The sequence below is a fragment of the Aliivibrio sp. A6 genome (assembly GCF_028765505.1).
In the GTDB taxonomy this organism is placed as follows: Bacteria; Pseudomonadota; Gammaproteobacteria; order Enterobacterales; family Vibrionaceae; genus Aliivibrio; species Aliivibrio finisterrensis_A.
This window is the reverse complement of the sequence record NZ_JARACR010000018.1, coordinates 67,605-87,860: the sequence shown is the minus strand read 5'-3', so window position 1 is coordinate 87,860 and position 20,256 is coordinate 67,605. Positions and strand designations below refer to the sequence as shown.

Below are 20,256 nucleotides of genomic sequence, written 5' to 3'. Positions count from 1 at the left end.
GCCCTGTGTTTTTTTACACAGGGCTAGTATCAACAAATCTTAAGCTTGTTTATTGATAATTAATTAGACACTCAGTTCTTTTAATTTTTCAAAATAGTCTGGAAATGTTTTTGATGTGCAGCCCGGATCGTTAATAGTGACTGGTGTATCACTTAATGCCACAAGCGAAAAACACATCGCCATACGGTGATCGTCATAAGTATCAATCGCTGCATGCTTTAATGATGTCGGTGGCGTTATCGTAATGTAATCTTCACCTTCTTCGACTTCTGCACCCACTTTTCTTAATTCTGTCGCCATCGCCGCTAAGCGATCTGTTTCTTTTACACGCCAGTTATATACATTGCGAATAGAGGTCGTGCCCTCTGCGAATAACGCTGTAGTCGCTATTGTCATCGCAGCATCAGGAATATGATTAAAATCCATATCCACGGCTTTTAGCTCACCTTTACGAGCAATAACATAATCATCACCCCATTCAATGTCAGCACCCATAGCCGCTAACGCATCAGCAAACTGAACATCGCCTTGAATGCTTTTTTTGCCAATTCCCGTGACTTTAACTGAACCACCTTTAATGGCTGCTGCCGCTAAGAAATAAGACGCTGATGATGCATCACCTTCAACAAGAAAGTCACCGGGTGCAACATACGTTTGATTCGCAGGCACAACAAACGTTTTATAATTTTGATTTTCAATCTCAACACCAAACGTCGCCATTATATCCAAAGTGATGTCTATATAAGGTTTTGAAACCAAGTCACCAATAATATTAATTGTCGTCTCTTGTGTTGATAGTGGTGCAGCCATTAAAAAAGCAGTTAGAAATTGGCTTGAGATTGAACCATCAATATCAACCGTTCCTCCGCTAAGGCCTGTGCCTTTTATTTTTAGCGGTGGATAGTTTTCATTTTCTAAATATTCAACATCTGCGCCTGCGGCTTTTAATGCAGTGACAAGATGCCCAATTGGACGTTCTTTCATACGAGGCTCACCAGTAAGGACAAACTCACCCTTACCTAAGCATAACGCTGCCGCTAATGGGCGCATTGCCGTTCCTGCATTACCAAGAAACAATTCTAATGCCTCATTGGGTTCAAAAGCACGACCTAAGCCTGTTACTTCACACACTGTTTTATCTTCGGATAATGTATATTCAACACCAAGTGCTTTTAGCGCATTAAGCATATGACGAATATCATCACTATCAAGCAGGTTGGTTAGTTTTGTTTTTCCAGATGCCAACGCCGCCAGTAACAATGCACGATTGGACACACTTTTTGAGCCAGGTAGGTTTATTTGACCATCAATTTTTGAAATTGGTTGAAGAGTTAAGCTTTCCATGTTTATGTAAAAATTCCTATACAAATAAATAATAACGCTATGCTCGGTATTTCACCTCATGATGACATAGCTGTTTCAGCTTTCATTGTTATTTTTTGTTATTCTTCATTCCTTCAGAGTAACGAAAACCAAAGCGTTGTACCAGAGGCAATGTCGTCTCTTTACTTAAAAATAATGAATACTTATTTCTTTTATTTATGACTATATATTTACAACAACTTGATTCAGATATGCACAGCGCTTTTCCTTCAATAGAAAGTGCATTAACCGAACCTGATGGATTACTTGCAATGGGAGGCGATTTATCTGCTAATCGTCTTATCAATGCTTACCAACACGGTATTTTCCCTTGGTATAGCGAAGGCGACCCTATTTTATGGTGGAGTCCTTCGATTCGAGGTGTCTTTTTACCTCGTCAATTCTCGCCATCTAAGAGTCTTAAAAAGTATTTTCGTAAATCCAACTATCGCATCACCATAAATACAGTAACTGAACAGATCATTGAATTATGTGCATCAACAAGAAGCCCCGAAGAAACTTGGATAATGCCTGAAATGATCTTTGCGTATAAACAACTAGCAGCATTAGGTTATTGTCACTCTGTTGAAGTATGGGAAAATGAAACACTAATTGGGGGATTATACGGACTTCAGATTGGCCAGGTATTTTGTGGCGAATCTATGTTCTCATTAAAGACGAATGCTTCAAAAATAGCACTATGGAAATTTTGTGAACATTTTTCCGCAGCCGGTGGTGAGCTCATTGACTGCCAAATGATGAACCCTCACCTCGAAAGTTTAGGCGCTACTGAAATGAATCGCTCTGAATTTAAAATGAAACTAGAAGAGCTTACCGACAAATTAGTCGCACCAAGCTGTTATGCACCACAATCAATAGGGAATAAACCGTAGCCATGAGTAAATTTTCTCTTCAAGTCGGACTTACTCCGGAAGGCACTTGCAGCTACCTTCCGGGGCAACAAGAACGATTAGGTGTAGCAATGGAGCAAGAACTGCATTCGCCTCTTGGTTATCAGACGCTTATTCGTTTAGGATTTAGACGTAGTGGAGGCACGATTTATAAGCCAATGTGTAATGCCTGTAACGCTTGCCAACCTCTACGCATCAATGCTAAGGAATTTGCGCCTAGCAAAAGTCAAAAGCGTATATTAAATAAAATATCGTCATTCACTTATAAGTTAAAAAATGAGATGGATGAAGAATGGTTCGAGCTATATGACAGATACATCAGTACTCGTCACCAAACTGGCAGTATGTTCCCAGCAAACAAAGACCAATTCTTTGAATTTTCTCATGCCGAGTGGTTACCAAACCACTTTCTTCATATTTATGAAAATGACACGCTAATTGCTATTGCTGTCACAGACATTCTTAGCGACTCTATCAGTGCTATGTATACCTTCTTTGAGCCTCTACACCCGCTTTCTCTTGGAACCGTATCTATACTCATTCAGTTAAAATTATGCATTGAGCTCAATAAGAACTGGCTTTATCCTGGTTATCAAATAGACGATTGCCCAGCGATGAAATATAAAGATCGATATAAACCTAACCAAAAGCTAGTAAATATGGTCTGGCAAGGGTAAAATGCCCACCAAACTTTACATACATCATTTTTAAGGGCATTATTAGCCGCTTAAAAATCAGCCAAAGCTATCTATATAAAGAGGATTCAATGGCAAAAGAAGACGCAATTGAACTACAAGGCACGGTTCTAGATACTCTGCCAAACACAATGTTTCGCGTAGAATTAGAAAACGGTCACGTTGTTACAGCTCACATCTCAGGTAAAATGCGTAAAAACTACATTCGTATTCTTACTGGTGACAAAGTAACAGTTGAAATGACTCCTTACGATTTATCTAAAGGCCGTATCGTCTTCCGTGCTCGTTAATTTGTCATTTTTAGCAGATTAATTTTCAGTCTGCTTTAAAATAATATAAAAAAACCCAGTCAATGACTGGGTTTTTTATTATCTAGATATCAATTAATGCACAGCTTCTGCTTCGCTGGTAAATTCAAATGCTAATTCACCTTTATTTAATTTAACGCGAACCGTACCACCATCTACTAATTCACCAAATAACAGCTCATTTGCCATTGGTTTTTTCAAGTTTTCCTGGATAACTCTAGCCATTGGACGTGCGCCCATGGCCTTGTCGTATCCTTTCTCAGCTAACCATGCTTTCGCTTCTTTTGATACTTCCATTGACACACCACGAGCATCTAGCTGTACTTGAAGCTCGACAATGAATTTTTCAACAACAAGTGAAATCACATCTTTGCTTAAGTGTTCAAACCAAATAATATTATCTAAACGGTTTCTAAACTCTGGCGTAAAGACTTTCTTAATCGCAGCCATCGCATCAGTACTATGATCTTGTTGAATCAAACCAATTGATTTCTTAACCGTTTCTTGAACGCCTGCATTGGTTGTCATTACGAAAATTACATTTCGGAAATCCGCTTTACGCCCGTTGTTATCTGTTAACGTACCGTTATCCATCACCTGAAGTAACAAGTTAAAGACATCTGGGTGTGCTTTTTCAAGCTCATCCAACAATACAACAGAATGTGGGTGTTTAATTACCGCATCTGTTAGTAGGCCACCTTGTTCGTAACCAACATAACCAGGAGGAGCACCAATTAAGCGACTCACTGTATGACGCTCACCGTATTCAGACATATCAAAACGAAGAAGTTCAATACCAAGCGCTTTAGCTAACTGAACCGTCACTTCTGTTTTACCAACCCCTGTAGGACCTGCAAATAAGAAAGAACCAACAGGTTTATTATCAGCACCTAAACCAGCTCGACTTAGCTTAATCGCTTCACATAAAGCATCGATGCCTTGATCTTGACCAAACACCAACATCTTAAGCTTATCATCCAGCTTTCTCAGAACATCTTTATCGCTTGATGATACCGACTTCTCTGGAATACGCGCCATCTTAGCAACCATAGACTCAATATCAGCAACATTGATGGTTTTCTTACGACGACTAACCGGTGTTAAACGACAACGCGCTCCGGCCTCATCAATAACATCAATCGCCTTGTCTGGCAGATGACGTTCATTGATGTATTTCGCTGACAGCTCAACAGCGGCACGAAGTGCTTTATTGGTATAACGAACATCATGATGTTCTTCATATTTGCTCTTCAGCCCAATAAGGATCTTCGTTGTGTCATCTAATGATGGTTCTAAAATATCAATTTTTTGGAAACGACGAGCCAATGCACGCTCTTTTTCAAAAATAGTGCTGTGCTCTTGATAAGTCGTCGAGCCAATGCAACGCAACTTACCACTACTTAATAGCGGCTTAATTAAGTTAGCGGCATCCACTTGTCCGCCTGACGCCGCACCCGCACCGATAATCGTATGAATTTCATCAATGAATAATACCGCATGTTCTTCATTTTCAAGCTGTTTTAAGATAGCTTTAAAGCGTTTCTCAAAGTCACCACGATACTTAGTTCCTGCAAGCAATGAACCTATATCTAATGAATAAATAATGCAGTCTTTAATTACATCAGGAACTTGTCCTTCAACAATGCGCCACGCCAGACCTTCAGCAATGGCCGTTTTACCAACGCCCGCCTCACCAACAAGTAATGGATTATTTTTACGACGACGGCATAGCACTTGAATTGTACGTTCAAGCTCTTGATCACGTCCAATAAGAGGATCAATCCCCCCATTTTTCGCTACTTGATTTAAGTTCGTTGCGAAACTTTCTAATTTATCTTCTGAACTTGCTTCTACTGCCGTTTCAACATTATTTGATTCTGCATTTTCATCGCGATGCTCTGGAGCACCATGAGAGATGTAATTAACAATATCTAATCGACTAATGTCGTTCTTTTTAAGGAGGTATGCGGCATGTGACTCTTGCTCACTAAAAATAGCAACCAGAACATTAGCACCCGTAACTTCACTACGGCCTGATGATTGAACATGAAAAACAGCACGTTGGAGAACGCGTTGAAAGCTTAATGTTGGTTGCGTTTCTCGACTTTCATCATCAGCAGGAATTAAAGGTGTTGTTTGTGTTATGAATTCATCAATTTCAGTTGCCAATGCTTTTAAATCTGCATGGCACGCTAAAAGAGCTTCGTGAGCTGATGGGTTCTCTAATAGAGCCAGTAATAAATGCTCTACCGTCATAAATTCATGACGTTTTTCTCGTGCACGAGCAAACGCACTGTTTAAACTCGCTTCTAATTCTTTATTTAGCATAGGAACCTCCCAAAACACCAAAAGATGGTGTAACGAACAAGCTTATACTTGCTCCATTGTACACAGTAGTGGGTGCTCATTATCACGCGAATACGTATTGACTTGCGCAACTTTAGTTTCAGCAACTTCAGCAGTAAAAATCCCACATACTGCTTTCCCTTCATAATGCACGGTTAACATTAATTGTGTTGCTTTTTCCAAATCCATGGAAAAAAATTTATCTAAAACTTCGACAACAAACTCCATCGGAGTGTAATCATCATTATTTAAAACCACTTTATACATTGCTGGTGGTTTTAATCCTGTTTTCTCCAATTCTAGTACATCTGAATCAGGAGAAATCCATTCATATAATTTGCTCATGTTGACAACTAATTAGTTAAATAGCATTTCTGATACGTCAAGGTATCCCCTTACTATTGAGCCTAATCTAGACGAAGAGTTACATCAAACAAAAGATGTCAATTTAGAGCCTTTATCACTTAATTTCCTATTAATTGAATAGAAAATCATCGATAACAAATTAAAGAATAGAGCCTTTTTTTAGTTAACACCACTTTAATTTATCACATTGTTATTACTGATAATTATGTTAATCGCAAAAATGATATTGAACGTAAATGTTAACAAAGTAAACAAAATGTTCTTGACTCCCTCTTTAGATTTAATAGAGTGTACTTGTAGTGGTTATCAATTAAGCAGATTCTTAATTGATAAATATTATGCTAGGTAATTAAAAATGCAGAGGGATGTATAGCATGGCAACAGGTACAGTAAAATGGTTCAATAACGCCAAAGGGTTTGGCTTCATTTGTCCTGAAGGTGAAGATGGTGATATTTTTGCGCACTATTCTACTATTGAGATGGATGGCTACCGCACACTAAAAGCAGGTCAATCTGTTACTTACGAAATCCACGAAGGGCCAAAAGGTTTTCACGCCAGTGAAATTAAACCACTTGAAGGTGAAGCGGTTAAATAACCTTACCTCGAGTAATTATCTTAAAGGTGAGTAATGATACTCACCTTTTTTGAACCTATCTTAATCATAAAACTCCAACCCTCATTACTACCCTCAAATAGGTTATCACTTTGAAATATTTCTTGTCTTTTTTACTCCTCACTTTTCTTACTGGTTGCGTGTCCGAAACGCATCAAGAAAAAAGCACTGTAAATCTTGTAACCATTGGCAACATTAATGATGTCATCGCAGGCAAACGTACATTTGCTTGGCATCCAAATATCAATGCCAATTATTTAAATAGCACATTAAATGAAAACAATACTGAACAACGCTTCATCAAGTCACTAAAAAATGAATTAACACAGAAAGGATTTATTTATACAGACAACACTACATTCGCTGACTTTTATGTTGGCTATGGACTTGGCATTGAGAGTGCTATTAGTGATACAAAAATTTTAAATGAAACAGGATTATTGACAGGTTTACAACCTGTAGATAATAAGAATGAAGCGGATAAAGCCAGTATATTTATTGCTGTATTTCTACCAAACCAAATCAATTCTTCTTGGAGTGTTTTAGCGCAAGGTTACACAAACACAGAGGATAATCGCAAAACAGCAATGGATGAATTACTTCACTTTATGTTTCATAGCTTGAATAAAACTTCGAATCCAAGCTAATACTATATTGTGTATAAAAAATCAAATTAACAATGAGTTAAGATGAACAACTAATCTCCATTTTCTTTCCCCATTCAGGTGGTAATTGAGCGTATGATTCAAACCTAGGATGCTCATCAAAGGGAGAGGCCAGCAACATAGATAATGTCTTAATCTCACTATAATCACCGTCTTTCGCTTTATTAATGGCTTGTTGAGCAAGATAATTTCTAAGAATGTATTTAGGGTTTACCCTTCTCATTTCTTTACAGCGTATCTCTGCACTCTTATCTTCTTTCTCACATCGTGCCAAATATAGCTCAACCCAGAGTGTTGCTGCTTCTCTATCTAAAAACAAATCGACAACGGTTTGCTTATCTTGACTATCTAAATAAGACAACGCTCTCATAAACCGAGTGTAATCTACAGAGTTTTGTGACAATAATTCAAACATCGACTCAAATAATCGGCTATCTCCTTCTTGTTTAGAAAGTAACCCCAATTTCTTTCTCATTAGTTGACTAAAATAATGACCCAAGCGAGTTTCATACTTCTCTAAGGAGGATTCTAAGTCTGATTTTTCAATCAATGACGAAAGAGAATGCGCTAATGCCGATAGATTCCATAGCCCTATTCTCGGTTGTTGATTAAATGCATAGCGGCCTTGGTAATCTGAATGATTGCAAATATAGCTCGGTTCATAATCATCTAAAAAACCAAATGGGCCATAGTCAAACGTTTGCCCAGTGATCGACATGTTATCTGTGTTCATTACCCCATGAGCGAACCCAACAGCCTGCCAATGCGCAATCATATAAGCTGTTTTGTCTGCGATTTCATCGAACATTGCTGCATAGGGTTTATCCTTAGCTATACATTGAGGGTAATGCCACTCAATCACCTTATCCGCCAATAATTTCTGCTCTGATAATAAATTTGAATAAAACAGATGTTCGAAATGTCCAAATCGAATATGAGTTTCAGCCATTCGGACAAGTAATGCTCCTGTTTCATAACCCTCCCTAAAAACGGGAGTATCACTCGTCATCATCCCTAATGCTCGTGTTGTAGGGATACCTAATCCAGCCATAGCTTCACTGCACAAATATTCACGAATGGTAGATCGAAGTACTGCTCGGCCATCGCCAGATCGAGAATAAGGCGTTAACCCTGCCCCTTTTAAATGGAGGTCAACACTGTTTCCTTCTTTATCCTTAATTTCAGCAAGTAATAATCCTCGCCCATCACCAAGATCAGGGTTGTATCCACCAAATTGATGGCCTGCATATTTCATTGCTAGTGGAGAAAAAACAGCAGGTACATGCTCGCCAGAAAAAGAAGAAAGTAACTCTGTATTACTCTCAGGCTCTTCAGGTAAACCAAACTGTGTCGCAAGTTTACTGTTCCATATAACCCAACGTGTATTTTCCAACGGCGTTGGTTGAACATAAGTAAAAAAGCTGCGAGGTAATTCAGCGTAACGAGTTGTAATTGAAAAAGCATTCCAAAAAGACATGAGCGTAATCCATTAACAGTGTAATGAACTAACGCTAACACATTGAAAAGTTATATGACAGAAATGAAAAAAGCCGCACTAACCATAAGGTTAATGCGGCTTTTTCAATTTGGTACGCCCTGAAGGATTCGAACCTTCGACCACCTCCTTAGAAGGGAGGTGCTCTATCCAGCTGAGCTAAGGGCGCTCTATGGGGTAGGATTATACGAATATCCGAAAACAGATCAATCCTTTTCTTATCATTATCTTACCGAATGATGAAAAAAAGGGCAGATCGTGCACTCTTTGATCTAATCATCAAATAAAAAATCATTTTTACCTAAAAAACAAATCATAGTTCTCATTTTAACGAGAGTATCCCACCAATAGGCAAACGTTTGCGCTATGGCTATTAAGTTAACTTTCTGCGACAATACGGGGGTCAACCTAGTATTAGACCTTCAAAGGATCACTATGACCGCTCAAATTATCGATGGAAAACTCATTTCTCAAACCGTTCGCTCTGAAGTTGGTGCTCGCGTTAAAGCTCGCGTAGAAGCAGGACTTCGAGCTCCTGGCCTTGCTGTCGTTCTTGTTGGACAAGATCCTGCCTCTCAAGTTTATGTTGGAAGCAAGCGCCGTGCTTGTGAAGAAGTTGGCTTTATTTCAAAATCTTACGATTTACCAACCACCACAACAGAAGCTGAATTATTGTCTATTATTGACACATTAAATCAAGACGCAGAGATTGATGGTATTTTAGTTCAACTTCCTCTTCCGGCAGGAATGGATAGTACTAAAATTTTAGAGCACATTGATCCAGAGAAAGACGTTGATGGTTTTCACCCCTATAACGTTGGTCGCCTTTCTCAACGCATTCCAAAATTGCGTTCATGCACACCTAAAGGCATCATTACCCTGCTTGAACGTTACAATATTCAGGTACGTGGAATGCATGCGGTTGTTGTCGGTGCATCAAACATCGTTGGTCGTCCTATGACACTTGAATTACTTCTTGCTGGTTGCACAACAACAACCTGTCATCGATTCACTAAAGATCTTGAAAACCATATTCGCCAAGCCGACCTTGTTGTCGTTGCCGTTGGTAAACCAAACTTTATCCCAGGAGAGTGGATTAAAGAAGGCGCAGTCGTAGTCGATGTAGGTATCAACCGTTTAGACTCAGGCAAGTTAATCGGTGATGTTGAATACGACGTAGCAAAAACAAAAGCAAGCTACATTACTCCTGTTCCTGGTGGCGTTGGACCTATGACAGTTGCTAGTCTTATTGAAAACACATTACTTGCCTGCGAGCAGTATCACAGTAAATAATTGAACTACTGATAAAAATATCAACTGGCGAACTTTTCAAAGTTCGCCTTTTTTATATCTGCGCATTGCCACATTTCTTGATTAATTTTCATTCTATTTTTAATTTTTTCTTGGACAAAATAAGGGTTTAGTAACTAACCTTATAGAGCTTAATTAAAAAAACGGATGACGAGAGGAAATGGATATGAGTATTTTTGACCACTATCAAGCCCGTTATGAAGCGGCAAAAGATGAAGAGATGTCACTGCAAGATTTCTTGTCCCTATGTAGTAATGACAAAAGTGCTTATGCCAATGCAGCAGAAAGACTCCTTATGGCTATTGGCGAACCTGAAGTCATAGACACTGCACTTGATCCTCAGCTTAGTCGTATTTTTTCTAACAGAGTTATTTCTCGCTATGAAACCTTTAAAGACTTCTATGGGATGGAGGAACCCATTGAACAAATTGTTTCTTATCTTAAGCATGCTGCTCAAGGCCTTGAAGAGCGCAAACAGGTACTCTACCTATTAGGTCCTGTGGGTGGCGGTAAATCATCGCTCGCTGAAAAACTAAAAAGCTTAATGCAGAAATTGCCTATTTATATATTAAGTGCCAATGGAGAACGAAGCCCTGTGAACGATCACCCTTTCTGTTTATTTGATGTAATAGAGGATGGTGAATTACTAAAACAAGAATACGGCATCGAGCCTCGTATCCTACGCTCAATAATGTCTCCGTGGGCAGCAAAAAGATTACATGAATTTGGTGGCGATATAACCAAATTTAAAGTAATTAAAGTGCATCCATCAATTCTCGACCAAATAGGGATAGCAAAAACAGAACCGGGGGATGAGAACAATCAAGATATCTCCTCTCTTGTTGGTAAAGTAGATATTCGTCAATTAGAGCATTTTGCCCAAGATGATCCTGATGCTTATAGTTATTCAGGCTCCCTGTGTAAAGCCAACCAAGGCTTAATGGAGTTTGTAGAGATGTTTAAAGCACCAATCAAAGTACTTCATCCTCTATTAACAGCAACCCAAGAAGGTAACTTCAACGGTACAGAAGGATTATCCGCTCTGCCTTTTGACGGCATGATTTTGGCTCACTCGAATGAATCAGAATGGCAAACCTTCAGAAATAACAAGAACAATGAGGCCTTTTTAGATAGGGTTTACATCGTAAAAGTCCCATATTGTTTACGAGTATCTGAAGAGATTAAAATCTATCAAAAGCTATTGGAACACAGTGAACTATTCCATGCACCTTGCTCACCAAGCACCTTGGATATTTTGGCCCAATTTTCGATACTGTCTCGACTTAAAGATCCAGAAAACTCCTCACTGTTTTCTAAAATGCGTGTTTATGATGGTGAAACCTTAAAAGACACCGATCCAAAAGCCAAAAGCTATCAAGAATATCGTGACTTTGCTGGAGTTGATGAAGGCATGTCTGGGCTTTCAACACGATTTGCCTTTAAGATCCTTTCCCGTGTATTTAACTTCGACCAAACCGAAGTCGCAGCAAACCCCGTTCATCTGTTTTATGTTATTGAACAACAAATTGAACGAGAGCAATTTGCTCAAGATATTGCTGATAAATACACAGAGTTCGTTAAAGGTTTCTTAGTCCCTAAATACGTAGAGTTTATTGGTAAAGAGATTCAAACCGCTTACCTAGAATCTTACTCTGAGTACGGACAAAACATTTTTGACCGTTATGTCACCTATGCCGATTTTTGGATTCAAGACCAAGAATATCGAGATCCTGAAACGGGACAACTGTTTGACCGTTCAGCCCTCAATGATGAGCTAGAAAAAATTGAAAAAACAGCAGGAATAAGCAACCCGAAAGATTTTAGGAATGAAATCGTCAACTTTGTACTTCGTGCTAAAGCCAATAATAATGGACAAAATCCAACCTGGACCAGCTACGAAAAACTGCGTGTCGTTATCGAGAAGAAAATGTTCTCAAACACCGAGGATTTACTTCCTGTCATCTCCTTTAATGGAAAAACCTCCACTGACGATCAGAAAAAACACGATGACTTCGTGGCTCGTATGATGGAAAAAGGCTACACCAAAAAACAAGTCCGTCTATTAGCTGAGTGGTATTTACGAGTTCGAAAATCGTCATAATTAATATAACAGGACGTTGCAGCCCATCATCTCTATGGGCTGAACCAGTAACATTTTGACTAAGTTGATGTCTATATAAATAGGTTAAGACTTAATTGAGGTGGTATGAATTAGGAGGGCAATATTATGGCTCAATTTATTGACCGAAGGTTAAATGGCAAAAAGAAAAGCACCGTCAATAGACAGCGTTTTATTCGTCGCCACAAAGACCAAATTAAACGTGCGGTTTCCGATGCTGTAAATCAACGTTCAGTAACCAATACTGAAAGCGGTGAAAGCATTTCGATCCCTAAAGGGGATATTTCTGAGCCAGTTTTTCATCAAGGGCAAGGAGGCATTCGTGAACGAGTTCTTCCTGGTAATGATCAATTTATTAAAGGCGACAAAATTGAACGACCACAAGGAGGTAATGGTGGAGGTGCAGGCGCTGGAGATGCTAGTGCAGATGGCGAAGGTGAGGATGAATTTAGTTTTCAGATCTCAAAAGATGAGTACTTAGACATTCTATTTGAAGAGCTTGAATTACCTAATCTTGAGAAAAATCAAGTTCAAAAAATAACTGAATGGGAAACACACCGAGCAGGTTATCAAACCGCTGGGGTTCCTTCTAATATCGATATTGTTCGTTCATTACAGCAATCTCTTGCTCGACGTACTGCGATGACCGCAGGAAAAAAAAGACTGCTAAATGAATTAGAGCAAGAGCTAGAAAACATTAAAACCAGCGAGCCTAGCCGCCCACTTGCTATTCGAAAAATGCAGGAAGAAATAGAAGCCTTACGGGAGAAGATCAAACACGTTCCCTATATCGACTCTTTTGATTTACGTTATAAAAACTACGAAAGAACACCCATACCATCAAGCCAAGCTGTGATGTTTTGTTTAATGGATGTCTCAGGCTCAATGGATCAAGCGACCAAAGACATCGCTAAACGTTTCTATGTACTCCTTTATCTGTTCCTTACCCGTACCTATGAAAATGTAGAAGTGGTTTTTATACGCCATCACACCCAAGCAAAAGAAGTTAATGAGCATGACTTTTTTTACTCTCAAGAAACAGGCGGAACCATGGTTTCAAGCGCACTTAGACTAATGAAAGAAATTGTTGCTGAGCGCTTCCCAAATAACGAATGGAACATCTATGCCGCTCAAGCATCAGATGGCGATAACTGGGCTGATGACTCACCAAAATGTAAAGAACTACTGACTGCTTCTATTTTACCTACCTGTCAGTACTACTCTTATATTGAGATCACCAAACGTCATCATCAAACTCTCTGGACCGAGTACGAAAAAGTAACACAAGGGTTCGATAACTTCGCCATGAAAAACATTCGTTCAATTGAAGATATCTATCCAATATTTAGAGAGCTGTTTCAAAAACAACTGGCTTAGGAGGCGAAAATGAAAAGGACAACAAAGCTACCTGATGGGCCAGATTGGACCTTTCAAATGCTAGAACAATATCATGTAGAGATTAAACGTGTAGCTGAGCATTATCGCTTGGATACCTATCCAAACCAAATTGAGATCATTACTGCCGAGCAAATGATGGATGCTTATTCTAGTGTCGGTATGCCGATTAACTACCACCACTGGTCTTTTGGTAAAAAATTCATTCAAACAGAACAAAACTACAAACATGGCCAGATGGGATTAGCCTATGAAATAGTGATCAACTCCTCCCCCTGCATCGCTTATTTAATGGAAGAAAATACCATCACAATGCAAGCCTTAGTCATGGCTCACGCCTGTTATGGCCATAATTCTTTTTTTAAAGGCAACTACCTTTTTCAAACATGGACAGATGCGAGTTCCATTGTCGATTATTTACTTTTTGCTCAACAATATCTCACTAAATGCGAAGAAAAGTATGGGGTTGATGAAGTCGAAAAGATCCTCGATTCTTGTCACGCTTTGATGAATTATGGAGTCGATAGATACAAGCGCCCAGAAAAAATCTCAATTGCAGAAGAAAAAATTCGCCAAGAAGACAGGGAAGCCTATCTTCAGTCTCAAGTAAATGACCTATGGCGAACCGTCCCAAAAGCCAAAGAAGAAAACACAGAAGAGAAGATCCGCTTCCCTTCTGAGCCACAAGAAAACATTCTTTATTTTATTGAAAAACACGCGCCTCTTCTGGAATCATGGCAACGAGAAGTCGTTCGTATTATTCGAAAGATAAGCCAATACTTTTACCCACAAAAACAGACACAAGTGATGAACGAGGGCTGGGCAACGTTTTGGCATTATACGATTCTTAACCATCTTTATGATGAAGGTTTAGTCTCTGAAAAGTTTATTCTCGAATTCTTACACAGCCATACCAATGTCGTCGCTCAACCTAGCTACAACAGCCCTTACTACAGTGGTATCAACCCTTACGCTCTTGGTTTTGCTATGTTCCAAGACATTCGTCGGATTTGTGAAGATCCAACCGATGAAGACAAGGAATGGTTTCCTGATTTAGCTGGCAGTGATTGGCTCGATGCGGTTCACTTTGCAATGCATAACTTCAAAGATGAGAGCTTTATTAGCCAATATTTATCCCCGAAACTTATTCGAGAATTTAAGCTATTTTCTATTTTAGATAATGATAAAAATAAACATATCGAGGTTAATGCAATTCATGATGAAAGTGGTTATCGAGAGATCAGAGAAAAATTAGCAGCTCAATATAACTTAAGTAATCTTGAACCCAATATTCAGGTGTGGAATGTTGATGTTCGTGGGGATAGATCGTTAATTCTTCGTCATATTCCACATAACCGTATCCCTTTAGATAAAGGCCATGAAGAAGTAATGAAGCACCTTCACCGTCTATGGGGGTTTGACGTTGTTCTAGAAGAGGTTATTTCATTTAATCGCGCAGAGATTATCTCTTCTTGCCCAAAGCGTAATTATTACAATACTAATATTTAACTTCTTTTATTCTAACCGCTATTAATACCATTCTGGATAAGTAGTTGTTCAGATAATTGCGTAGGAAAAATCGATTAGAGCAAGGCATAAATTACAGTAACTAGTGGTTCTAATTACACCTAATTTTTGCAATAGAAAGGTATAACGCAGATATAATCGATTTTAACAAGCAAGAATGATCAAATACTTATGTAGATTGGTATAAATAGAAAAAGCCTTGAGATATCGCTATCTCAAGGCTTTATTTTATCTACCGACTATTTATATGTAATCGATGAATTATAGTGATGCTAATGCTGCATTTAATGTAGCACTTGGACGCATTTCTTTCGCTGCTAGTTCAACAACAGGTTGGAAGTAACCTCCCACATCTCCTGCTACGCCTTGCGCTGCATTTAACTCATCAACAATCTTAGTTTCATTAGACGTTAAGGTTTCAGCTAATGAACCAAAGTAAGCTTGAAGCTCTGCATCTTTGGTTTGTACTGCAAGCTCTTGAGCCCAGTACATTGCAAGATAAAAGTGGCTACCACGGTTATCTAGTTCACCGACACGACGTGATGGCGATTTATTTGTTTCAAGGAATTTAGACGTTGCAGCATCTAATGTGTCTGCAAGGATTTGTGCTTTTGCATTATCGGTTGTCACACTTAAATGCTCAAATGAAGCAGCAAGCGCTAAGAACTCACCTAAAGAATCCCAACGTAAATGGTTTTCTTTTTCGAACTGTTGTACGTGTTTTGGCGCTGAACCGCCCGCACCCGTTTCAAACAGACCACCACCATTCATAAGAGGGACAATAGACAGCATTTTCGCTGATGTACCAAGCTCTAGAATTGGGAATAAATCCGTTAGGTAATCACGTAATACATTACCAGTAACTGAAATAGTGTCTTCACCTTTAATGATGCGCGCTAATGTATATTCTGTTGCTTCTACAGGTGAAAGGATTTGAATATCAAGACCTGCTGTATCGTGATCAGCAAGGTAGGTATTTACCTTCTTAATCAGTTGAGCATCATGAGCACGGTTTGCATCAAGCCAGAAAACAGCCGGTGTTGCTGTAGCACGAGCACGATTTACCGCTAATTTAACCCAATCTTGAATTGGAGCGTCTTTTGCCTGACACATACGCCAGATATCACCTTCACCAACAGAATGCTCAATCAAGGCGTTACCAGCACCATCAATCACTCGTACCGTTCCTGCTTGAGGAAGAATGAACGTCTTATCATGAGAACCGTATTCTTCTGCTTTTTGAGCCATCAAGCCTACGTTTGGCACAGAACCCATCGTTGTTGGATCAAATGCACCATTGGCTTTACAGAATTCAATCACAGATTGATAAACACCTGCATAACAACGATCTGGAATCATCGCTTTCGTGTCTTTAAGCTGACCATCGGGTCCCCACATACGACCAGAAGTACGTAGTGCAGCCGGCATAGAAGCATCAATAATCACATCACTTGGTACATGGAGATTAGTAATACCACGATCTGAATCAACCATTGCAAGTTCTGGTTGGTATTCATAAACGGCAGCTAAATCCGCTTCAATCGCTGTTTTTTCTGCTTCTGGCAGTGAGGCGATTTTAGAGTAAACATCACCAATACCATTGTTTGCATCAACGCCTAATTTTTCAAAAGTCGCTGCGTGTTTTTCAAATACATCTTTGTAGAACACTTTTACAGCGTGACCAAAGATTACTGGGTCCGATACTTTCATCATGGTGGCTTTCATGTGCAGAGAAAGTAACACATCTTCTTCTTTGGCTTTTTTAGTTTCCGCTTCAAAGAATTCAACCAATGCTTTCTTACTCAAACAAGAGCCATCAATGATCTCTTTATCTTTCAGTACTAACCCTTCTTTAAGAACAGTGATATCACCATTTTCAGCCACAAACTCAATACTTACATTCGTTGCACCATCAATCGTTACTGATTGCTCACTTGAGTAAAAATCGCCTTCACTCATGCTTGCAACGTGTGACTTAGAATCAGCAGACCAAGCCCCCATTGAGTGTGGGTTATTACGAGCGTATTGCTTAACTGCACCAGGCGCACGGCGGTCAGAGTTACCTTCACGTAGTACCGGGTTTACTGCCGAGCCTTTAATTTTATCGTAAACCGCTTTAACGGCTTTTTCTTCATCTGTTTTTGCTTCTTCTGGGTAGTTAGGCAGAGCATAGCCTTTTGCTTGAAGCTCTTTAATTACCGCATGAAGTTGAGGAATTGATGCACTGATATTTGGAAGTTTAATGATATTTGCTTCTGGTGTTTTTGCTAATTCACCCAGTTCCGCAAGAGCATCACCAATGCGTTGCTCTTCTGTAAGATACTCTGGAAAGTTTGCAATAACACGGCCCGCAAGTGAAATATCGCGTGTATCAACATCAATATCTGATGATGCTGCAAATGCTTGAATAATTGGAAGAAGTGAATGCGTCGCCAGTGCTGGCGCTTCATCAGTGATGGTGTAGATAATCGTAGATTTTTGCGTTGTCATTTAATTTCCCTATTTAATCCACAAAACCCATAACAAAACGTATAATAGGCTTTGTAATTTACCGACTTTATTTTTATTAGTCTCTTGTTTCACGCGCGTACTATAGCGAAAAGCGGCGAACTTTAAAACTAAACGCCACAAAAGCTTTACAATTTTGCAAGGTAGTTAACATGACATTCAAGCGTTCCCCTAATTGGAAAAAACCAGCCTTTAAGAAAAAAACGGCTCAAAAACCACGCCCTGCACCAAAAGATCGTAAAGTCCTTATCTTTAATAAACCTTTTGATGTATTGAGTCAATTTACTGATGACCAACATCGCCAGACGCTCGCAGATTTTATTTCAGTAAAAGATGTTTATGCTGCTGGTCGCCTTGATCGCGATAGCGAAGGTTTATTAATCTTGACCAATGATGGTGTCCTGCAAGCGCGATTAACTCAGCCAGAATCTAAATCGCCAAAAACCTATTGGGTACAAGTTGAAGGCGCTCCTACTGAAGAAGATTTAGAGAAGCTTCGCCAAGGTGTAGAGCTAAAAGATGGCATGACACTTCCAGCAAAAGTGGAAGTAATGGCAGAGCCTGACGTATGGGAGCGCAACCCTCCTGTTCGATTTCGAGCGGCCATTCCAACCACGTGGATTGCGATAACGATTATTGAAGGCCGTAATCGTCAAGTTCGACGCATGACAGCACATATTGGTTTTCCTACATTGCGTTTAATTCGCTACTCAATGGGCGATTGGACCATTAAAGATGTAGAACATGGTACATGGAAAGAAGTATCACTTTAAAAACAATTGATTAATATGTAATAGAAACGTTAATTTATGCTACCTGTTTGGTGCTTTTTAAATTAGACTGATCACATCAATTATAAAAATAAAGGCATCATTATGAATACTATGATTAAAGCAGTAGGAATTGCTAGCGTACTGCTGTTAAGTGCTTGCGCTCCAGCAGACAGAGCTGACATTAACTCGACAGAATTAACTAATGAGCACTATAAAAACCAAGAGAAACAGCAGCAAAACTGTATGTTAACTGGTGAAATAGGGTGTGCTGATTAAGGTATTACTTTATACAAAAAGGCCTGATAGCTTCAACACTATCAGGCCTTTTTATTTCAACATCAAAGACAATTACTGCCTATTAATATTGAGATTATTCATCGCCCATAAAGCTCATATCAGGTAATGATTCTAAGTTTTCTTTATAACGCTTTTGATTAAACTCTGCGCCATTCTTCATTACATCAAACACCTCAATAGCAAGTGCACACGCCATCATTTCAATCGCTTCTTCACGCGGATTACCCGTCATCACTAGGCGCATTAATGTTTCTTTTACCGCGATTGGGCTGCCATCTTCAATTTGATTCTTTACGGTTTCAATCAGTGTTTCTTCAGTCATGAAATCGTCTTGTTGATCTGTCATCTTACTTCTCGCTTAATAATTTCGCCTACTATGCCATAAATGCAAAGAAAGAGGCGTAAATTATTTAGCATTGAACATTTTCTTTCCTGTTTTATCTTTATCAGACCAGAAGTTAATATTGAATTGAGCATCATCACTTAACTCAATTCTATGCCAATATTGCGGTGGACTTGTAGCAAACTGCCCAGCATTAATAACCACTTTAATTTCAGGCTCTGTTGCTTCTGCATTGGCAAAGCCATAATAAGTGACGACTCCTTCCATTACACATAACTGGCCAAACACCTCGGCAGCCGTATTATGATGAGTGAGTAATGCATCTGGCACATTATCTTTTGTAAAAAATGGGGTAGAACGTTGAATTGTCCAATTTTTTGGAATACGTAAATGGCTCATAATAATTTCTCCAAATAATTTATTCTTGTCATATTTTTATTGATGATTACCAATAATTTTCAGAACTAAACTGCCCTGGTTTACGACGAAGATGCTTGTTAAAACCTAACTCTTTTAGTGCATCAGATGTGTCTTTAACCATGTTAGGGTTGCCGCAGAGGTACAAGAAACTACGCGTTTTACTAAGCTGGCATTTGGCACGGTTTTCGATTTCTCTGCTGAGCAATAAAGTCGGGATTCGTCCACATAAAGTTCCGGTGACATGTTCTCTAGAAACAATTGGTACATAATGAAACCTCTTGTTGTATCTATTAATTAATTGTTGGATCCGCTCTTGATAAATCAATTCAGATTGCGTTCTTACTGCATGAACTAACACAATATTTTTAAATCGAGATTCAAGTAATGGTGTTTCTAATATTGAGATAAATGGCCCTATGGCCGTACCTGTTGATAATAACCATAAATCCTCCACACCTTCAGGCATCTCATTAATGGTCATAAACCCTGAAGCTTCTTTACCAACAAAAATCTCGTCACCAGAATTAAGCGCTTTAAGGCGAGGTGATAACTCCCCGCTTTCATCCGCAATGATCAGAAATTCCATCTGTTGGTGCCCTTCTGTCTGCTTTGGGTTGTTCACTATGGAATAAGCTCTTCTTACCCAATCACCATACCCATCAGGTAGTGCTAATTTAGTGAATTGTCCCGCTTGATAAGCACTAATTGGCGCTTCGACAAATAAACTGAATAAACGCTCAGTCCAGTCATAACGACGAAGGACAACCCCTTTAATTAATCCATGTGGAATTTCTGTCATAG

At 39.1% G+C, this 20,256-nt stretch carries 19 protein-coding genes and 1 tRNA gene; 11 read left to right on the top strand and 9 right to left on the bottom strand.

Annotated elements, in window-relative coordinates:
* Positions 1–63 precede the first annotated feature (63 nt).
* Positions 64–1,344 carry a 3-phosphoshikimate 1-carboxyvinyltransferase gene (gene aroA, locus PVK70_RS11950; protein ID WP_130049175.1) on the bottom strand — a complete coding sequence of 427 codons (1,281 nt, stop codon included), beginning with the start codon at positions 1,342–1,344 and terminating at the stop codon, positions 64–66.
* A 197-nt stretch (positions 1,345–1,541) separates the two neighbouring features.
* On the opposite strand from aroA, the gene aat reads away from it, so the two are divergent.
* The 3 genes from aat to infA all read left to right on the top strand — a co-directional run bounded on the left by aat (position 1,542) and on the right by infA (position 3,258).
* The gene (gene aat / locus PVK70_RS11945; protein ID WP_130049176.1) at positions 1,542–2,255 is read left to right on the top strand and encodes a leucyl/phenylalanyl-tRNA--protein transferase; all 714 of its coding nucleotides are present in this window, start codon (positions 1,542–1,544) and stop codon (positions 2,253–2,255) included.
* Between the two features lie 2 nt (positions 2,256–2,257).
* Positions 2,258–2,950 (top strand): arginyltransferase, encoded by a 693-nt coding sequence (locus tag PVK70_RS11940; RefSeq protein WP_130049177.1) that lies wholly within the window; start codon positions 2,258–2,260, stop codon positions 2,948–2,950.
* Between the two features lie 89 nt (positions 2,951–3,039).
* Positions 3,040–3,258: a translation initiation factor IF-1 gene (gene infA / locus PVK70_RS11935; RefSeq protein WP_005420180.1), complete on the top strand. Its 219-nt coding sequence runs from the start codon at positions 3,040–3,042 to the stop codon at positions 3,256–3,258.
* Positions 3,259–3,351: 93 nt separating this feature from the next.
* Here infA and clpA read toward each other — a convergent pair whose 3' ends face one another.
* Positions 3,352–5,604, bottom strand: coding sequence for an ATP-dependent Clp protease ATP-binding subunit ClpA (clpA, locus tag PVK70_RS11930; RefSeq protein WP_130044220.1), 2,253 nt, complete (start codon positions 5,602–5,604; stop codon positions 3,352–3,354).
* A gap of 42 nt (positions 5,605–5,646) precedes the next feature.
* Positions 5,647–5,967, bottom strand: coding sequence for an ATP-dependent Clp protease adapter ClpS (clpS, locus tag PVK70_RS11925; RefSeq protein ID WP_130044219.1), 321 nt, complete (start codon positions 5,965–5,967; stop codon positions 5,647–5,649).
* A gap of 395 nt (positions 5,968–6,362) precedes the next feature.
* Between clpS and cspD the strand changes: the two genes are divergently transcribed.
* Positions 6,363–6,584 carry a cold shock domain-containing protein CspD gene (cspD, locus tag PVK70_RS11920; RefSeq protein WP_130044218.1) on the top strand — a complete coding sequence of 74 codons (222 nt, stop codon included), beginning with the start codon at positions 6,363–6,365 and terminating at the stop codon, positions 6,582–6,584.
* Between the two features lie 110 nt (positions 6,585–6,694).
* Positions 6,695–7,249: a DUF4136 domain-containing protein gene (locus PVK70_RS11915; protein ID WP_130049178.1), complete on the top strand. Its 555-nt coding sequence runs from the start codon at positions 6,695–6,697 to the stop codon at positions 7,247–7,249.
* A 37-nt stretch (positions 7,250–7,286) separates the two neighbouring features.
* Here the strand turns inward: PVK70_RS11915 and PVK70_RS11910 are convergent, their stop codons facing one another.
* Positions 7,287–8,744, bottom strand: coding sequence for a protein adenylyltransferase SelO (locus tag PVK70_RS11910; RefSeq protein WP_130049179.1), 1,458 nt, complete (start codon positions 8,742–8,744; stop codon positions 7,287–7,289).
* A 110-nt stretch (positions 8,745–8,854) separates the two neighbouring features.
* Positions 8,855–8,931: transfer RNA gene (locus PVK70_RS11905), tRNA-Arg, on the bottom strand.
* 266 nt (positions 8,932–9,197) lie between these two features.
* On the opposite strand from PVK70_RS11905, the gene folD reads away from it, so the two are divergent.
* The 4 genes from folD to PVK70_RS11885 all read left to right on the top strand — a co-directional run bounded on the left by folD (position 9,198) and on the right by PVK70_RS11885 (position 15,096).
* On the top strand, positions 9,198–10,055 hold the full coding sequence (gene folD, locus PVK70_RS11900) for a bifunctional methylenetetrahydrofolate dehydrogenase/methenyltetrahydrofolate cyclohydrolase FolD (RefSeq protein WP_130044215.1): 858 nt from the start codon (positions 9,198–9,200) through the stop codon (positions 10,053–10,055).
* 184 nt (positions 10,056–10,239) lie between these two features.
* A complete protein-coding gene (locus PVK70_RS11895; RefSeq protein ID WP_130049180.1) occupies positions 10,240–12,174 on the top strand; it encodes a PrkA family serine protein kinase in 1,935 nt (644 codons plus the stop codon).
* Positions 12,175–12,300: 126 nt separating this feature from the next.
* Positions 12,301–13,569: a YeaH/YhbH family protein gene (locus PVK70_RS11890; RefSeq protein WP_130049181.1), complete on the top strand. Its 1,269-nt coding sequence runs from the start codon at positions 12,301–12,303 to the stop codon at positions 13,567–13,569.
* A 9-nt stretch (positions 13,570–13,578) separates the two neighbouring features.
* Positions 13,579–15,096 (top strand): SpoVR family protein, encoded by a 1,518-nt coding sequence (locus PVK70_RS11885; RefSeq protein WP_130049182.1) that lies wholly within the window; start codon positions 13,579–13,581, stop codon positions 15,094–15,096.
* Positions 15,097–15,375: 279 nt separating this feature from the next.
* Here the strand turns inward: PVK70_RS11885 and PVK70_RS11880 are convergent, their stop codons facing one another.
* Positions 15,376–17,604 (bottom strand): NADP-dependent isocitrate dehydrogenase, encoded by a 2,229-nt coding sequence (locus PVK70_RS11880; protein WP_130049183.1) that lies wholly within the window; start codon positions 17,602–17,604, stop codon positions 15,376–15,378.
* A gap of 170 nt (positions 17,605–17,774) precedes the next feature.
* On the opposite strand from PVK70_RS11880, the gene PVK70_RS11875 reads away from it, so the two are divergent.
* A complete protein-coding gene (locus tag PVK70_RS11875) occupies positions 17,775–18,395 on the top strand; it encodes a pseudouridine synthase (protein ID WP_130049184.1) in 621 nt (206 codons plus the stop codon).
* 102 nt (positions 18,396–18,497) lie between these two features.
* Positions 18,498–18,671 carry a hypothetical protein gene (locus tag PVK70_RS11870; protein ID WP_054776060.1) on the top strand — a complete coding sequence of 58 codons (174 nt, stop codon included), beginning with the start codon at positions 18,498–18,500 and terminating at the stop codon, positions 18,669–18,671.
* A gap of 94 nt (positions 18,672–18,765) precedes the next feature.
* On the opposite strand, the gene PVK70_RS11865 is transcribed toward PVK70_RS11870, so the two are convergent.
* From PVK70_RS11865 to PVK70_RS11855, 3 genes are read right to left on the bottom strand one after another with little or no spacing between them, the layout of a single operon-like run.
* Positions 18,766–19,038, bottom strand: a complete 273-nt coding sequence (locus tag PVK70_RS11865) for a hypothetical protein (protein WP_065595803.1) — start codon at positions 19,036–19,038, stop codon at positions 18,766–18,768.
* A 60-nt stretch (positions 19,039–19,098) separates the two neighbouring features.
* Positions 19,099–19,434: a DUF1971 domain-containing protein gene (locus PVK70_RS11860; protein WP_130049185.1), complete on the bottom strand. Its 336-nt coding sequence runs from the start codon at positions 19,432–19,434 to the stop codon at positions 19,099–19,101.
* Positions 19,435–19,480: 46 nt separating this feature from the next.
* Positions 19,481–20,254 (bottom strand): ferredoxin--NADP reductase, encoded by a 774-nt coding sequence (locus PVK70_RS11855; RefSeq protein ID WP_130049186.1) that lies wholly within the window; start codon positions 20,252–20,254, stop codon positions 19,481–19,483.
* Between the last annotated feature and the right edge of the window lie 2 nt (positions 20,255–20,256).

What these genes read in the sequence shown, in the direction of transcription:
- PVK70_RS11880 (WP_130049183.1), bottom strand. Translation starts at nt 17,604, where the DNA reads ATGACAACGCAAAAATCTACGATTATCTACACCATCACTGATGAAGCG.
- PVK70_RS11940 (WP_130049177.1), top strand. Translation starts at nt 2,258, where the DNA reads ATGAGTAAATTTTCTCTTCAAGTCGGACTTACTCCGGAAGGCACTTGC.
- PVK70_RS11910 (WP_130049179.1), bottom strand. Translation starts at nt 8,744, where the DNA reads ATGTCTTTTTGGAATGCTTTTTCAATTACAACTCGTTACGCTGAATTA.
- PVK70_RS11875 (WP_130049184.1), top strand. Translation starts at nt 17,775, where the DNA reads ATGACATTCAAGCGTTCCCCTAATTGGAAAAAACCAGCCTTTAAGAAA.
- clpA (WP_130044220.1), bottom strand. Translation starts at nt 5,604, where the DNA reads ATGCTAAATAAAGAATTAGAAGCGAGTTTAAACAGTGCGTTTGCTCGT.
- PVK70_RS11895 (WP_130049180.1), top strand. Translation starts at nt 10,240, where the DNA reads ATGAGTATTTTTGACCACTATCAAGCCCGTTATGAAGCGGCAAAAGAT.
- PVK70_RS11865 (WP_065595803.1), bottom strand. Translation starts at nt 19,038, where the DNA reads ATGACAGATCAACAAGACGATTTCATGACTGAAGAAACACTGATTGAA.
- PVK70_RS11855 (WP_130049186.1), bottom strand. Translation starts at nt 20,254, where the DNA reads ATGACAGAAATTCCACATGGATTAATTAAAGGGGTTGTCCTTCGTCGT.
- PVK70_RS11870 (WP_054776060.1), top strand. Translation starts at nt 18,498, where the DNA reads ATGAATACTATGATTAAAGCAGTAGGAATTGCTAGCGTACTGCTGTTA.
- infA (WP_005420180.1), top strand. Translation starts at nt 3,040, where the DNA reads ATGGCAAAAGAAGACGCAATTGAACTACAAGGCACGGTTCTAGATACT.
- aroA (WP_130049175.1), bottom strand. Translation starts at nt 1,344, where the DNA reads ATGGAAAGCTTAACTCTTCAACCAATTTCAAAAATTGATGGTCAAATA.
- cspD (WP_130044218.1), top strand. Translation starts at nt 6,363, where the DNA reads ATGGCAACAGGTACAGTAAAATGGTTCAATAACGCCAAAGGGTTTGGC.
- clpS (WP_130044219.1), bottom strand. Translation starts at nt 5,967, where the DNA reads ATGAGCAAATTATATGAATGGATTTCTCCTGATTCAGATGTACTAGAA.
- PVK70_RS11860 (WP_130049185.1), bottom strand. Translation starts at nt 19,434, where the DNA reads ATGAGCCATTTACGTATTCCAAAAAATTGGACAATTCAACGTTCTACC.
- PVK70_RS11890 (WP_130049181.1), top strand. Translation starts at nt 12,301, where the DNA reads ATGGCTCAATTTATTGACCGAAGGTTAAATGGCAAAAAGAAAAGCACC.
- folD (WP_130044215.1), top strand. Translation starts at nt 9,198, where the DNA reads ATGACCGCTCAAATTATCGATGGAAAACTCATTTCTCAAACCGTTCGC.
- aat (WP_130049176.1), top strand. Translation starts at nt 1,542, where the DNA reads ATGACTATATATTTACAACAACTTGATTCAGATATGCACAGCGCTTTT.
- PVK70_RS11885 (WP_130049182.1), top strand. Translation starts at nt 13,579, where the DNA reads ATGAAAAGGACAACAAAGCTACCTGATGGGCCAGATTGGACCTTTCAA.